Source organism: Paenibacillus oralis (assembly GCF_003863965.1).
GTDB classification, from domain to species: domain Bacteria; phylum Bacillota; class Bacilli; order Paenibacillales; family Paenibacillaceae; genus Fontibacillus; species Fontibacillus oralis.
On the sequence record NZ_RRCN01000002.1, the window covers coordinates 455,605 to 471,111 of the forward strand.

Annotated in this window: 14 protein-coding genes and 2 pseudogenes; 7 read left to right on the forward strand and 9 right to left on the reverse strand. The window is 41.2% G+C overall.

All coding sequences use genetic code 11. The features are described 5' to 3' along the window. Nucleotides 1-76 precede the first annotated feature (76 nt). From EHV15_RS35895 to EHV15_RS35915, 5 genes and pseudogenes are all read right to left on the reverse strand, one after another. A complete protein-coding gene (locus EHV15_RS35895; RefSeq protein ID WP_128636053.1) occupies nucleotides 77-415 on the reverse strand; it encodes a hypothetical protein in 339 nt (112 codons plus the stop codon). Between the two features lie 104 nt (nucleotides 416-519). Then, the gene (locus EHV15_RS35900) at nucleotides 520-732 is read right to left on the reverse strand and encodes a hypothetical protein (protein WP_246062128.1); all 213 of its coding nucleotides are present in this window, start codon (nucleotides 730-732) and stop codon (nucleotides 520-522) included. A gap of 119 nt (nucleotides 733-851) precedes the next feature. Continuing rightward, nucleotides 852-1,379 (reverse strand): annotated as a pseudogene (locus EHV15_RS35905) (tyrosine-type recombinase/integrase). A gap of 264 nt (nucleotides 1,380-1,643) precedes the next feature. Then, nucleotides 1,644-1,937: a hypothetical protein gene (locus tag EHV15_RS35910; RefSeq protein ID WP_128636054.1), complete on the reverse strand. Its 294-nt coding sequence runs from the start codon at nucleotides 1,935-1,937 to the stop codon at nucleotides 1,644-1,646. 267 nt (nucleotides 1,938-2,204) lie between these two features. After that, complete coding sequence (locus EHV15_RS35915) at nucleotides 2,205-2,390, reverse strand: hypothetical protein (RefSeq protein ID WP_128636055.1); 186 nt, start codon at nucleotides 2,388-2,390, stop codon at nucleotides 2,205-2,207. A 537-nt stretch (nucleotides 2,391-2,927) separates the two neighbouring features. Here EHV15_RS35915 and EHV15_RS35920 point away from each other — a divergent pair. Beyond that, on the forward strand, nucleotides 2,928-3,962 hold the full coding sequence (locus EHV15_RS35920) for a helix-turn-helix domain-containing protein (RefSeq protein ID WP_128636056.1): 1,035 nt from the start codon (nucleotides 2,928-2,930) through the stop codon (nucleotides 3,960-3,962). Nucleotides 3,963-4,258: 296 nt separating this feature from the next. Further along, nucleotides 4,259-4,780 (forward strand): hypothetical protein, encoded by a 522-nt coding sequence (locus EHV15_RS35925; protein WP_128636057.1) that lies wholly within the window; start codon nucleotides 4,259-4,261, stop codon nucleotides 4,778-4,780. 89 nt (nucleotides 4,781-4,869) lie between these two features. Here the strand turns inward: EHV15_RS35925 and EHV15_RS35930 are convergent, their stop codons facing one another. Continuing rightward, nucleotides 4,870-6,021, reverse strand: a complete 1,152-nt coding sequence (locus EHV15_RS35930) for a hypothetical protein (protein WP_128636058.1) — start codon at nucleotides 6,019-6,021, stop codon at nucleotides 4,870-4,872. Nucleotides 6,022-7,576: 1,555 nt separating this feature from the next. On the opposite strand from EHV15_RS35930, the gene EHV15_RS35935 reads away from it, so the two are divergent. From EHV15_RS35935 to EHV15_RS35955, 5 genes are all read left to right on the forward strand, one after another. Then, nucleotides 7,577-8,041, forward strand: coding sequence for a GNAT family N-acetyltransferase (locus EHV15_RS35935; protein ID WP_128636059.1), 465 nt, complete (start codon nucleotides 7,577-7,579; stop codon nucleotides 8,039-8,041). 60 nt (nucleotides 8,042-8,101) lie between these two features. Further along, nucleotides 8,102-8,434 carry a hypothetical protein gene (locus EHV15_RS35940; protein WP_128636060.1) on the forward strand — a complete coding sequence of 111 codons (333 nt, stop codon included), beginning with the start codon at nucleotides 8,102-8,104 and terminating at the stop codon, nucleotides 8,432-8,434. A gap of 584 nt (nucleotides 8,435-9,018) precedes the next feature. Beyond that, nucleotides 9,019-9,885, forward strand: a complete 867-nt coding sequence (locus EHV15_RS35945; RefSeq protein ID WP_128636061.1) for a hypothetical protein — start codon at nucleotides 9,019-9,021, stop codon at nucleotides 9,883-9,885. Nucleotides 9,886-10,099: 214 nt separating this feature from the next. Next, nucleotides 10,100-10,642, forward strand: a complete 543-nt coding sequence (locus EHV15_RS35950; RefSeq protein WP_128636062.1) for a hypothetical protein — start codon at nucleotides 10,100-10,102, stop codon at nucleotides 10,640-10,642. Then, the gene (locus EHV15_RS35955) at nucleotides 10,627-11,385 is read left to right on the forward strand and encodes a hypothetical protein (RefSeq protein WP_128636063.1); all 759 of its coding nucleotides are present in this window, start codon (nucleotides 10,627-10,629) and stop codon (nucleotides 11,383-11,385) included. The genes EHV15_RS35950 and EHV15_RS35955 overlap by 16 nt, the downstream gene beginning before the upstream one ends. A 215-nt stretch (nucleotides 11,386-11,600) precedes the next feature. Here EHV15_RS35955 and EHV15_RS35960 read toward each other — a convergent pair whose 3' ends face one another. The 3 genes and pseudogenes from EHV15_RS35960 to tnpB form a co-directional block, all read right to left on the reverse strand. Next, a complete protein-coding gene (locus EHV15_RS35960; protein ID WP_128636064.1) occupies nucleotides 11,601-12,716 on the reverse strand; it encodes a hypothetical protein in 1,116 nt (371 codons plus the stop codon). 745 nt (nucleotides 12,717-13,461) lie between these two features. Next, the gene (locus EHV15_RS36910; RefSeq protein ID WP_178076131.1) at nucleotides 13,462-13,638 is read right to left on the reverse strand and encodes a hypothetical protein; all 177 of its coding nucleotides are present in this window, start codon (nucleotides 13,636-13,638) and stop codon (nucleotides 13,462-13,464) included. Nucleotides 13,639-13,851: 213 nt separating this feature from the next. Beyond that, nucleotides 13,852-14,954 (reverse strand): annotated as a pseudogene (gene tnpB, locus EHV15_RS35965) (IS200/IS605 family element RNA-guided endonuclease TnpB). Nucleotides 14,955-15,507 lie beyond the last annotated feature (553 nt).

The window sequence follows — 15,507 nt, forward strand, 5'->3', positions numbered from 1 at the left end:
CTTTCTGATTCTGAACGTAGTTACGAGTTGGCGCTATAAGATCTTTCTTGTACATCGAAAGACTCCAATTCTGATGCTATCTATCCTTTTGAATAAACCTAACTGCAAGCACATTCGAATTTTCATCTAATTCTATACTCGACTCGAAAGTTTTATATGGCCAGTCTTTGATGAGATCGGACTGTTCTACCGTTTGGCCATTCACAGTAAAAGGAATATCGTGGTCATTTAGTATCTTTGCACTGGTTTTCAAACCATCATAAGTAATAATGATGTTATCCAAAGAATGAAAAAAATTAGCATCAAGTATATAAGGTGTACTTGGGAAAACAGCTTTACGTTCTGGAGAATAATTAAATATAAATAGGGTTGCATTTAATAGCAATGAACCTATCAAAAGCATTTTAAATTTCATAAACATTTTCCTCCAATGAATTTTTGCATGTAATCTTTTGCTGTATTACTTCTATTATCAGCTTTATCTAATGTATATTTTTATTCAAACGGTGTTCATTCAGATTACGTTCTCCAGTTATTTTCTTCAACTGCCCGTTTATAATCCAATAACTCTTCGTCTGTTATAAAGCCAATTCTGTTATATATTTCAGCGGTTCCAACATCAATTCTAAATGGATTATCAACTGCCAATAAATAACCCTTTGCCGAATCGAATTGTGTTTTATGCAAAACTATAATTGGATCAGCCTTACTTGGTGGCGGAACAACATCCACCAGCTCCCTCGACAGATCCTGCTTATTGAGTTTATAGAACTTATTATCAGCGAATGTAAACGTAGACTCTATGGGTATTAAAATATAAATGGAATTGCTGGGTCATATTATCGCACTCCTTATAAATGAAATCCGCTAATTGCCTTATCTATAATGTCTTGATTGATCCCTATGTATCTCATGGTGATGGATGGTGATGAGTGATTAAAAATTTCTTGTAAAAGAGCTGCATCCTTTGTTCTCTGGTAGAAGTGATACCCGAAGGTCTTTCGTAGAGTAGGGGTTCCTTTTTCACAAAGACCGATTTCTGCCGCTGCTGCGTTCAATATTCGATAGGCCTATTGTTTCGTCTTCCTGGATGGGAGCAAAAATTCATCATCAGTTTTTCCTTTGATGTATTCATTGATCAAGGAACGCTGTTCCGAATTTATTGGAAAAAGCTTCTTCTTTCCGGTCTTTCTTTCACGAATAATAATATGTGTTTTATTACTCGCACGCTTTACTTGCAATGGTAATAGATCGCTGATTCTCAAACCTACGTTTATTCCCTTCACAAACAAAAACCAGCCACGTATCGAACGATGAAGCAAATAAGATTTGATCATTTCTATTTGATTAATATTCCGGATTGGCTGTACGAACTCCAATGTCACCCCGCCTAACAAGCGAACAAATATTCTTGTTTGGAATACGTTTTATATTCCGGAAACTGTCTCATTATGAACATTCGATATTCATTAAGATATTTTCGAGACGAAGCACATTGATACTCTAACGATGCCCCACCCAAAGTCTACAAAGCCCGTACCAGCCAATGGATCGTATCCATGGTACGTGCCTTTTCCTTGATGATAATGTTGGACGATTTCACTTATTTCAAATCCCATAATGTACGCTCCTTATTCAAAGAATTACTTGCTGTAAGTAAGATCCGCAGGCCGTCCTAACCAACGCTCTCGATCATGTTCACGCCATTGTGGGTCAATCCTGGCCGTTTCTTCATCCAAGATTTTTGATATTGGATCTGCCGCTCTAGGGGTGTCGAGGATCAATGAAACAGTATCTATTACGCCGCTCCCATATTTTTGGAGAAGAAGTGCCGCGAGACGTGGAGTTTCTGCCCCTCTTGCAACGTCCCTTGCCCTTCCATCTGCGTACTCCTTCACTTTAAGTACGAGCCTATCAATTAAGATTTTTTCGTCCACTCGAATGATCCTCTCTATTCAATTTGTTGTATCTCGGACTTAACCAGTTAGTTATAGATTGAAGTGCCCAACAGATTAAAAAAAACATTATTGCAAATCCTACGAGTGCCGGCGGCACAGCAAGAAGTAACTTCCAAAGCGCCACGTAATATACTCTCCTTATTCATTTTGTTACAACCAAGCCCAAATTTTTGCCAATACTTTTATCACATAAATTCATCCTCTTACTCATTTTCTTTATGTAGTGAGTAGTTCACCAGTACCTCGTTACTTTTTATGATTCCCAGAAATCTTACAATGCTCGTTAGCATATACGCTCCCTGCGTCACAAACCGCTTTCTTACCCTTAAAGAGGGTGGTATAGCCTTGCCATCTGCCTAATGTTAAAATATCACCAATTTTTGCTGTCTCTTCCCAACCTTCTGGGATGTCCTTAATAACTTCAAATCTCAATTTATCCCCTCCATTACTTATAATGATCTAAATCTAACTAATCTTTGGTGTGGATATTTTACTTTACTATCATTATATTAGGGGAGTAAATATTCTCCTAATTTTTCAAGTATCATTTCTTCCCCTAACATTGTTAGAAAAAAATATTCATTCAACGTATGTTGGGCTTTTGGGCGTGAGTGTAAAGGACTGACGTTTCTGCAAATCCACGATTGGTAGACCGTATGAGCAGGAAATCCTGTGTACAGCAGATAACGAATCACCACCTTGTTTCCTAGCCTTTATTGCCTTCCGGATAGTGGGGGGGATTCGCCATATTTCACCCGGAGCTGCAGCCTGCGTGAACCTAAGCAAGTATGAATGTGACATGCAACATGCGGATTGGCTCAATTTGCTTATTGTGAGTAACAATAAGTGATAAGCTAAAATGGCAAGTACAGCTCCTTTTCGAAGGGATCTTTTTTGTTTATTTCTCATTTGGTACGCATTCGGATATAATATATTCATAGACGTATCGCATGTTAGGGGTGGCTCTATATGTCAATGCTGATGGATGATTATAATAAAAGGCTAAGTCAACTACACTCCACCCTAGATATCTTACTTAAAGAATATGACCGACTACCGGATGCTGCTTATCAAGTATTCAGTATCGAGGCGGAAATCCGTAGCTTTGAGCTACGAAAAGACCGCCTAAACCTCGAGTTTTCGCACTTTAACTGTAGCATGTGCAAACAGAAAATAACAGATGCAGATGAGCCGGTGCGCATGGGAGCAAAGGGCTCTTTTATGATTTGTCCTCGATGTATTCGGACGATCAATCAGATAAAGGGAACTACTGAGCTCGAAGAACAGCTTGGTCTAAAGAGTCCAGGTACCGTTAAGCAAGATTGTGAAGGACCTCTTAAGCCGCTGCAAGCAGAAAAATTAATTCGAAAATCTGAAAAATGTTGGCTCGTTCATGAGGTGGTAGCTGATCTGTTCTATAGAGTCGGCCGACGCAGAAATAATTTACTCCATTCATGGATTGAAGAGATGAGTGATCGACTTAACATGCTTAAGGATCAAAAACAGCTACTTGATGAGTTGCGGACATTGATTCCAGATTCTCATACTCAAATTCTCAGTTTGCAGTTTCAGATTCAAGATCTGCAAACCAAAGTAGATCGTATAAAAGGCGGTAAACTTCCATATCGATGCTCTCAATGTGGGGTATGGATTAAGGAGGGCGGCAATCCAACCTTCTTTGGAACGTACACTATCTGTTCAAATTGCAAAGAGGTCGTATCAAATGTGATGACTACCTCTGAAGCTGAAAAAAAACATGGTTTAACTTCGGGAACTATACGACGAGATAATTCCCGAGGTTTGCTCGATAAGTACAAAAAGCATGGTCTTTTTAGAATGTCCGGGAAAATATGGCTCATTCATGATGTGGTTATCCTTGATAAATATAAAGAGCTCAAGTCCGAAGATACTCCTGTTATGCAAGGGAGTGAAATTTCCTCTGATTTGTCACAAAGGTCTGCTTCTATTTTCAATCGGGTTATGGAGAGTAGGAGAGGGGATTAAATTGCTCAGAAACGAAATAAAGAAGATACAGTTTATTGTGGGGGACGTTTACACATAGCCACTGCTTGTGACGAAAGTTAAAGGCGGTCCGTTAATTACCGAATCCAAGTCAGGCTGGATGTTTCTCTTCTCGATGAATTTGCTGAATGGGTAGTCGAAGAGGTTCCTCACCCCCCAATAAATAACGGGTATTCGGATTTCGTCGAGAAAAGACAAAAATATTTTCCAGATAATTGTTGACTTTATCATACTTTTTATGTATGATAAAGTCAACAATAAGAAGGGGCGTTTGTGAAATGGAAATTAAAGAATACACCATTTTGAATTTTAAAGGCATGAACGGTTCTGAACAGTATAACTACGATGTCTTACAGCTTAATGACGATTTATATTTCTGTGGAACCACACCAGAGGATGGCATTATCGCTAAATCTGGTATGGATTTTGTTTCCCACTTCGCACCTAATAAGACGGAAAAATATGTGGAATATTTAAAAAAACATTTTGACGAAAATGGTAGATGGCGTAACCTTGAAGCTTGTGCGTGTTGCGGGAGACAAATTTCTCGCCCTACTCCTAACGACAGCAATCTCTGCTATTTGTGCAGAGAGGGTTTCATGGGCAAAGAGCCTCTTGTTGGGCATTCGGAAACCGCTGAAATACTTGGATGGGACAAAAGAAAAGTTTCTACCTATTTGCAACGAGCTAAGAAAAAGGATTGGCCTGATGGAATGTTTCCAAAGCCGATCCAGTGGTTAGCAAGTGGTCCGATATGGTTTCGTAATCAAATTATAATTTATCGAGACGCTCAAAAATGAGTGTCTCTTTTTTTCCAGCTATTCCACCACGAAATCCGAATAGCCTAAATAACCAATGGAGCGGATAGTAACCCGCTCCTTTTTCATGCTTAGATGTAATGTTTCCAGACGACCCTCACAGTTTCTGGATCATTCGACCAGAATGCAATGTCTACAATATCACCTCCCGTGAGTTTCAGCCGCGTAATATCATGCTCTTTAAGATAAAATTTCCTTTCGGCTCCATCGAAGACGACCTTGGTCTGACCACTATCTGCTCTCTGTACAAATAAGCCACCTGTGTCCTGCTCCACAATACACAAGTTGATTTGAATCCGATGGGAGGGATGTGAATTGGTCTTCTCAGCCAACTCAAAATCGTAGTGTATCTTATCCCCAACTGGCCTAACATTTACCACCCTGATCTTATCTCCGTGCTCAAAGTCCCTTTCACGTATGATCTTTTCGGGGACAAATGCCGGCTTATACTCTACAGTGTTGACGAAGCCGTTGACCAATGAACGTTCAAATATATGTACTGTTCCGATCTCGTTCTCGTTCATAGTTCCTTCGTTCCCGGTAGTAGTCTTGGTTGTCTTCTTTCTGCCGGTTGGCGTACTTTCGATTTGAGTTTCTGGAGTGGGGGATGTTGCAGATACTGAAGCAGTAACTGCGATTTCACTAATCTCAATAGGCTCGTTTGCTTGGGCTACCTTGATTTCAAGTTCTGATGGAAAAGTCAGAACCGGAATGGCCACGGGATCTATTTTCAGCTGCTGTGCAGTGAAAAATAATCGTGCCTTTTCGATTAGGGATGAGACACTTTGAAGAAAAAGCACCTTAGTTTGCAGGTTCATCAATTCACGAGTTGACCCTACATTTTCTTTTTGGCACAAGCTTACCGTAAGGTCTTTGACCTGTGTGAGCGTTTCAACATATTCAAGCTGCCAGGCGTGATATCCTTCTTTAAGTGCTTTTTTTATGATTTCAGGCAGCTTTAGGCAGAGCTCATGCATTAATCTGCCCATGATAAATTTAAGATCGTTCTCGGTAATACTTCCCCGATCCCAGTAGGGATTTCCGGTTCCAACGAGGGTTTCCCAATTCTCGTCAAGTTCTTTACGAATGTTGCCTTCCTGTGATTCAACGAAATCATCGAGATTGAAGGTTCCATCCATGATATTATTCATAATGCTCTCGCGACCCATGTTAAAAATGGTTTCTGCAAGAGTTTGAATATGCTCTTGATTTTTACCTGTCATAACAGAAAATCTCCTTTTTTAGGATAACAAACTAGTATTAATTGTAAATTATTGAAGGAATGTGCTCTCTAACTTATTGTATCGTAAGAACGGAAGATTTGTAGACTCAGTTAGCATACAATTTTAATCAGACACCACCAGATGAAATCAACAAAATGAATGAGATTTAATGATGACCTGTCTATACTATAATCGGCACTTATGCCACGTACTAAAAGGGTGGTTTGTGATGATATTTCGCGCTTTAACAATGAAATCTCTCCTTGAAGAGATAGCTGCTCGGCAAGACAACCGAGAGCTTGAGAACCCAATGGAAGGGTTTAGGTCTGGCTTTGAACCAGGGGAGTGAGGACAAGATGATTTTATCGGTCTTCTGCATGCTGCATCCCAACAAGGGCTCATCACGGTCTTTTGTTTGCTCCAAAGGGAAGATCCAAGCCTGACGGATCTGTTGGGTGACCAGGTTAACATTTGCAGGTAAGACGGCTCTCTTCCGTACGGGAACTTGATGAAAAAACGAAGGAGTTTCGCGACGGAGCTCCCTCGTTCTAGCTATTGTTTGCCTCGAGTGATTACCACGTATCCTGAATCAGGGAGTGTGTAGGAAAATTCCGTTGAATGAATAAACCCGAAAAACGGTCTTGCCTTGTACTTCTTATCGCAAGCCTCTACGAAGTAAATGTTGTCCTTGTTAGGTAAAACCGCGATCTTGGTATCCTTACAGCTGAAGTGATTGAAGATTGCATCAGGTGTGCTGATAAGGCTTCCGTTATGGCCATCCAGAAATAAAAATATTGCAAAGCCGGCCGTCATTATAGTAACTGTCAGAGTTCGTTTCTTTTGCTCGGGATCATGCGATAAGAAGTACTTGGACAGACAGAATAAACTTATCAGAGTGAATATGCTGAAGAAGGCAAAGATGATATGACGTTCAAAAAACAAGAACATACGTCTTCCTCCTAAAATATCTTTTGTGTCACCCCACTAATGAATTTTAACCTCTCGCAGACGCCTCAGGGTACCTCCAGGTTGTTTTGCGCAAGAGGAGCTTCTTCACGCAGTTTGGTGATCTTTCTTTAAAGGTCTTGGACTATTCTTCCAAATAGCTCATAATCATTGATGATTTTATCCAAAAACTCATTTACCTCATCTTAACTCTAGCCTCGAAACACAGTCGAAAAAATTCTGCCGTGAATTTCCTGGGACGTCTATGTCACCTCTAGTTCTTGTAGAGATTTTAACATTGTTTTCACCTTCCTTGTTATTAATATACGGATTCCCCAACAATTTTTGCTATGTTTTGAATATATAACTGTTCAGTTTCATGAACTTTGATCTGAATACTTATTATATGAAACGAGAATAACTTATGGTAAAATAATCACATATCTTCTAACCTTTTTTCTTATCCCTAGCAGGCGCTTAAGGGAGATTCTAAGCAAAAACACCCTCTTTCGAGGGACTAATCTGCCTGAGGGATTCCATTTTGGATTAGTCGCTGGAAAGGGCGTGTTTTTTTCGTCCTGCAGCAAATATAACGAAAGGTGGATTGTCGTTGTTAATCGAAACTAGCTTAGAGAGCGTAGGGGACCGTAGTCTTCACTTTGGGGCATTGTCTTCAAAAGAGGCTAAACAATTAACGGAAAAGATGCCTCTTTGGAAAAACCTTCTCGGCCGGGATGTCTACGAACGGTTTCATTTTTTTGCTCCACTGGATTTCCAGTGGTCGGAGGTTACCTTGGCACAACAAACATTTTTAATGGCCTTTGACGAGGGAAATCTTGTAGGGGTTATGCTATTGGTTCAGGACGATCGCAATCCCTATCACTATGGGATCAGCTACGTCGATGTACACGCCCAGCACAGAAGGAAAGGAATTGCTACTTATTTGTATAGGCAGCTGAACCAATGGGTTCAACCTAATTTCCTGATGTCTACGAGCGATCTCACTCAGGAAGGAAAAAAAGCAAAGTTAGACCAGATCTTTAAGCGAGAAATCCAAAGGTGCTCGGTCATTTAAGAACTCAGTTGCAGCAAAGGAAATCTGAAATTAATCTTGAACATCGGAGGGGTAAGTCTAATGATGAATAAAGTTGAATTCAAACTGGATAATGGGGATAAATGCTTCGTCTATATTCGTTTTAATGATCTCTATAAGCAGCTGGTAATCGACGGTATCGATTTCATTCCAAAAGGGAAGAGAAACAAGGAGTCGTATAATTTTAATGATGACTATGCTTTTAGGAAACTTGATACCTTCGAGGATCGTTATCGGTTCAAGCTGCAAAAGTATCTGCAACATCCCCACCTCACGGTCGATCACCTTCAGGATGCCCTCGACCAGACGTGGAATTCGCTTCGGCCTAAGATTGATGTGGTTCTAAATCCCCCGGCCGCAATCGTGGAGGAATGACCCGCTTGTTGGGGAGGACCTCGGTACGCAGATCATAAGGGGCTCTCCATGGGCCCCTTTCTATTGCTTCTCAAGGGGGCATTAAGGTGGTAATATATAGACATACCTTTTCTTTAAACATATTACCTCAGTCCAAGCTCGGGCAGATGGACTCATTCTAACCCCCTAAGTACACTTCAACAAGTGATCAAACATGCTTTTATTTGGCATGCATCCCTTTTACGGGTTTTGATCATTCGTTGAAGTGTATTTTTTTTCACTTCTACAACAAATCCAAAAGGAGGAATGAAATGTGGACATTAACGCTGATTATCGGGACCACGGAACCAAGCACAGGCTTGTGGTGCGGGGAGAGCGGCACAATTGAAAAGCCAAATCGTCCATCGTCCGTAACACTACTTTCATGCGTAAGGACAACGAGAACGAGGCGCTCCAATGCAACTATTCGGCCGGTTACTCCGCTAATAGTCTGCAAGCGACTCTGTTTAAACGTTTGACGATTTCAATGTCGCCTTAAGGCGGCCAATAGAAAAATGACTGCATAAGACCTCACCGAATAGGGAGGCAGCAGACAGGAGGAAAAAATGAAGACATTGTCATCTTTGAAGGCAGAAATCGAACGGAGATTAGAAGAAATCAAGCCGGCACTACGTCCTTTGGTGGCTGAATCACTGGAGAGTGTAAACGCAGCAATAGGAAGTTCCTGGCGGTTGAAGGAGTCTAACAATGTAAGATTTGTTTTCTCAGAGGGATGTCCCTATGAACTTACAGCGTGGGAAGCTGAAGATGAACACGGAAATGATGAAAAGATTGTGTACCAGGTTGAAGAACGGCACAATAGTTTCGGGGAACGTGTACTGGAAGTCTTCTTCTGGATTTCAAATGACATGTTATCCCTTGGATTCCCTAACGGTAAATTAACTACAATAGATAAGGCTACCGTCCGATTATTTGAGCGAGATGGGCGGAGTTATACGCACACACAGTCATGCGACAATTATCTCTTTGTAGACGAGGAGGGGGCTTCTGAGAGGGATCGTAAAATAAGACAAATTTTCACCTGCTTGACTCCCCATACATGGGGAGCTGTGGAGAACGTTTTTGAAAGCTTACCCGAGTACTCGCTATTGTTCAATGTTTCGGCACTTGAAGCTTGGAACAAGAAACAAGCAGAGTGGTATGAAGAGAACGATCAACATGAATGGTACGATTACGCCAAAATGTCCGTAGAGGGGAGAACCATAACATTTGTCACGCCTACCTCAGACAGGGTCATTAAAGTAGATACTGCGGAAAAGAAACTATCAGTATATTTCCCACGTCGCGGGAGTGTCACTGCTGCAGGGCTGATTGCGAATAATTTAGATAACCAAGAGGCGGTATTTACGACCGTCACCGGAGAGGAAATTACCTCCGAGATGGTCTCGACATATATTGACCAAGAAGATTAAAAGGGAAGTCGAACCAGATTTGTAATCGAGAAAATGATCGAGAAGAGTAGCAACAATGGTAACTCAGAAGGTTCATGAAATTCGGGCTTTTGATCATTTTTCCGGGAACATACGGAGCTGGATAAGAAATAGTTGTCATATAGACAGAGGGAGAGGAGCGAATTTCTTTGCTCCTCTTTCGTTTTCAATCTAATTAGAATCCTGGAGGAAAAACATGGAACTTATTATAGACGGAGTGAAAATTAAGTCACTGAAAGATGTGGATGACTATATCGCACGTTTCCTGCACGGTCATAACATTTCCGCTTTTGAAAACCCATATAAAGACGAGCCGCGTGCCTCTGAAACGGGAGTGTATTCGATACATCAATGTAGCCGTTGCCGGAGCACTCACCGAATAGAGGAAGATCTCGCGGCAGCTGGTTATCAGAAAAACCAGAATGGTTTTTTCGATATGTGGTGTTTCGATTGCAGTATGGCCGCTAAAGAGCAATGGGCTTGTCCTAATGGATGTGAAATCGATTATGTCCTGGTTTGCGGCGGTGATCTGGGAAATGCAGACAGGTCGAATGTTTATTTCCAAATGAAACTAGACGGTACCTACACCGATCTGTTTCAGGATGGCGCTTTGGGAGTGCCGGCTGAATGTCACGAGCATGCAAATGGTGGTTGCTGCAAGGAACCTTATTGCCCCGAATGTCGAGTTGAGTGTATAAATATCGCAGAATCGGATGATAGCGGATGCAAGGACAATTAATACTTGACCTCACAGGTGGAAAGTACGGTCCATGGATTGTAACGGATAAAGGGGATCAAACGGTTCGCTCGTTGATGGATGAACACTACTCCCGACAGAAGGTGGGAGCTCGTCAATTTTGCCGGCCGGGGCACAACCTGGTCTTGCGAACTGCTGATGGTTCAGCAGCTTGGATTAGTTGGAGAGGTATACGCGATGATGGCATTGAGGATGCATGGGAATGTACGGCGTTCCGCAATACAAGTGGAGAAGTCAGTTCTGACTTGATTCATTGGGCTGTTTACGCAACCATTTGCGAATGGGGTAATGTATTTCCGGTAGCTGGGATGATCACTTATGTTGACGCAAAAAAAGTTGCAAGTGAAGTTCCAGGCTATTGTTTTATCCGAGCCGGCTTTAAGAAGAAGGGCGTTAGTAAGCACCGCAAATTGCTTCTCTTCCATCTTCCGATTACAAAAAATTATCTAGCCAAGCGAGCAGTTGAAACCATTAATTACTGTCAGCAGCAGATTTGTCTTGCACTCGACTCTGGCGAATTCTATGAAGCTATTTGGTTTCAGCAGTATGCACAGAAGCAGTACGAATGGATTTCACATCTCCAATCGATGATTCTGGCCGGACAAATGTCAGCTTGGAAAAACTATGTTCCCCACATGGATCTCGGGGAACTAGAGGAACTGATAAGTCCTTACGAAGGGCTAGGGGAAGTAATCGAAGAAATAGACCCCGTTTGGGGCTATTAAGATTTCAGGAGGGTACCGATAATGAGGAAAATACTATTTTTCGTAAAAGATTGGTTTGAATTCGGAAAAGACATGGGATATATATTTGCACTAAAATATAAATTGGGAATTGCGGAAGAAGGCAAAGACTTTTTTTGATGCATAGTGAGCTGAGTAAATTTCAATAAAAAAAGAGGATGCACCTAATTGATAGGTTGCATCCTCTTTTTCTTGCATCAGGCCTCAGTCTGAAGCAAAATATATTCCTTAAAGTGATTCAAGGCAATTTCGTTTCGCTTTTGGACGTTTGACTCACGAGTGTCTCCCCCGAAGTTATTGTAACCACTCTCAGCGATATCCTCGATGAAGAATTTGTTTGCCCAGGCAGCAAAGACTTCGACCGGAAGATCTTTCGGAGCTTGGGAAGCCACATAGAGCAGGGTGGGCTTGTGCTTTTTATGGAAGATTTTCTTAGCAAGTTTGGTCTCTTCGAATGTTAAACAGACCTCCTCTAAGAAGGGAGTAATCTTACTAACCAACAACAACGTCTTGGGAGAGAACTTGTTCTTGATCAGCATGTCATTAATAACATCCTCTTTCAGACTCGTCTGGTTATTGGTTTCAATCAGTGCGAACCCTTGGAGAAGCGGCTCCATGTGCTGAGACCGGTTGACTCGCCAATCTTTGAAGCCAATTTTAGTGAAGTTCATCTTCAATGCGTTATTCACGGTTTCCTGCATAATAGCAGACATGTGAGCCCGCTTTAGCTCGGAGGAAGTATGAGGTTCATAATTGTTCCAACGATAGAACATTTCGTTTTTCATTTCATCATCCATACTATACAGGTGTACTTGGAATGAGTATCCTGTGATACGGCGTTGGAACATTTTTGGCAGGTCGTTGAAATATGCACCTGATACATCGATAAGGATCTTTTCGCCATTAAGTTCTCCAAAGATATAGGTTTCCGGATCAAGCGCCCACTCATTCTTAATATAAGCTCGCTGCGATGCCAACCGGTTTCCTCCATCGATAACGTTGCGGTACAACTTTTTGTTATGAGATATCTTTTGAACTTTAATCGGGCCAAGTTCGATTCTCATGAGAATGGAAGCAATCCCCTCCGACCGCTTCCTTGAAGACCAAGCATCCGTTCCGCGTTGAACCGGGTCATCGAATTTGAAAAGATTTTGGCGTTCCAAGAACTCGTCCAAAGTCCAATCTTCACTTTGGAATTTAATGCCGAACATGAATCCTTGTTCATCTGGATCAAAATCTTCCGATTGAGTCATTTCTACAACTTCCTGAAGGCTTAACACAGTAAGCTCCGGGTACTTTTCAAGATTGATCATTTGACTAATCTCCTTTGTCACAGCCGATTAATTTAAACACATCTTATCACAGAATGGCAATTTGTTCCTTCTTGCGACGGTTCTTTTTTCTACGTATTCGATATTTTCATAGTTCTCTCTCCTTAGTAGGGATTGGGTTGCAGGCGCAAAATGCAAAAATGCACCTAACAAATGATCAAATAGGCGCACCAATGGTGAGCGAATTTTACTTGATCACTTGTTACGCGCATTTAACATTAGAATTCATCCACTGCGTCTGCTGGGACGTAAGTATTAATGTATTTGTAAGGTATGTGCTTATTTTATCAAATTTTCTGACGATGTCCAACACGTTTTTCTCGCGTCTTGTTGTCAGTTTGTTCAATTTTGTGTTACAGTAAATGTAATCAAATACCTTATATGCGAAGAACGCATCTATCTGAAAAAAGATAGGTGCGTTTTGTTTTGAAAAAAAACAAGGCTGGGTTTGGAATTATGTACTATCTTCATTATTTATTATTCATTTTTTTTCGCCTGATTAAGACTCTACTTTACATTTTATTGGCAAGTATTCTCTTTATGGTCGCCCTTGTATTAACTTTTGGTTTACTAAATGCACTATAAGTTTATCGGATAGACTTGTTTGAAAGAGAATAATAAAGAAAAGCTCTCCACTTGGAAGTTGGGCGAGTAAAGAGCGATTGCTAGGTCGATCCACTTAATATTTTTCGAGAAGAATTCAATATCTAAAAATCAGAAGCGTTCATCAATTGTCAGCCGAGAGTTCCTCAAGCAGCTTTTCAAACTGTCCGCTGGCAAGGATCATCACAAGATTTAACCCTTCATAAGGACTATGTCGGAAAACGAATTTTCCTTTTTTATTTTTATAAACATCAATATCATGGTTACCGTAAGCCATGCAGCTTTTTTCGCGGGTTTCCATCCAATATGGCCTGGAGTTGCCCCTTTAAATCTGCCTCCCAGATATTGATCTCATGACGGCTTTCACCAAGCGGTTTATCAGGCTCCGGCATCCGAAACTTATTGAATCTCTCATGGCTAAAGCCACGAGATTCTTGGGTAGTCCGTTCTTCTGAACAGAATTAGCACGTAATGTGCCACCAAGCTATCCCCGAAGTTCCTGCGGTTCCTGCAATTACGCAGATAGGAGTCTCTTGCCTTCGGCAAGGATGTTTTTACTTGCATTAATATCCCGATCATGGCGGGTATGGCAGGCCGGACATATCCACTCACGAATATGAAGGTCTTTAACTTCTTTATTTTGGTAACCACAACACGAACAGAGTTGAGAAGAGGCGAAAGTTCGGCCTACGGCAACAACCATTCGCCCATACCACTTTGCCTTATATTCAAGCATCGTTCTAAATTGATACCAGGACACTTCACCAATCGCTTTGGCCAGATTATGATTTTTCATCAGGTTAGACACCTGCAAATCTTCAATCGCAATCATATCGTGGTTTTTGACAATATACGTTGAAAGCTTTTGCAAGTAGTCTGTACGGCAGTTGGCAATGCCTTCATGGATTCGGGCGACCTTCACTCGTTGTTTATTCCAACCCGAGGAACCTTTCAACCGTCTGGAAAGAATCCGCTGTTCACGAATAAGTTTTTGTTCCATCTTTCGCAGGAAATTCGGATTCTCGAATACTTCACCGCTGGATAATACCGCGAAATCTTTGATTCCTAAGTCAATTCCGACTGCTTGGTTTGTTTTTGGCAGGGGGTGTACGTTGGTTTCCACTAACAGCGAAACAAAGTATTTACCGGAAGGATTACGCCTAATCGTCGCATGCATTATACGACCTTCTACTTCTCTTGACTTGGCAAACCTTACTAAACCTAATTTAGGGAGTTTCATCTTGTTGCCAATGATCGAAATATTTCCATTGGTATAGTTAGTTTGATACGACTGAACCGGCTTCTTTTTACTCTTAAATCTCGGTGCGTCAGTTTGTTTCTTAAAAAACCGGTTAAACGAATCCGCCAGATTTTTCAAGGCATTTTGCAAAGAAAATTTGTCCGGTTCTTTTAGCCATTCGAGTTCTTGTTTCAATTTCGTGAGTTCGGCAGAACATGCAGCATACGACAATCCTTTTCCTGTGCTGCGGTAAGCTTTATTCCATACTCCCAAAAAGTGGTTAATACAAAACGGGAACAGCCGATCGTCTTGTTGATGAGAACAGCCTGATCTTGGCTTGGGTAGATGCGAAATTTATAGGCTTTATGTACAAGCATGAACTCACTTCACTTTCTGATCTTGAATATACTTTTGGATTTGTAGGTTCGCTCACCGTAGTAACAAAATAGGATGATTCATCACTATAATAATTTTACTATAAGTAACAACCATGTCGCTTCATTGTCATGTCCAATGACATGCCTGAACCGAAGTTTTCTTACTCATGACTAAAGTCGCGAGTTTGCGAAAACTCGTTATCAAATAGTGATGGGTGGTTTGCTGGGATCTTTTTAAAGACCTCCAAGATTTCAACGTCCTCTCTAGTAATCCACTCAGACATGGGTAGCACCTCGCCTTTTCTATTTATTTTGATTATATCATTACTGATCTCAACGGATCTTGAAATTTAGGTTCAAAAAGAATCACAGAGTTCATCTATTATTTACAAGGGTCAATTGATTCTATATAATGATGGTAATCGCATACTCGAAAAGTGGAAGCACCACTGGAAAGGCATTACGCCTATTCAGCGGTGCTTCCTTTTTTGGTTGCATTTTTATTTCTCAAAATGACTCCGATAAGAGGGGGGCTGCAATGTATTAATAATCG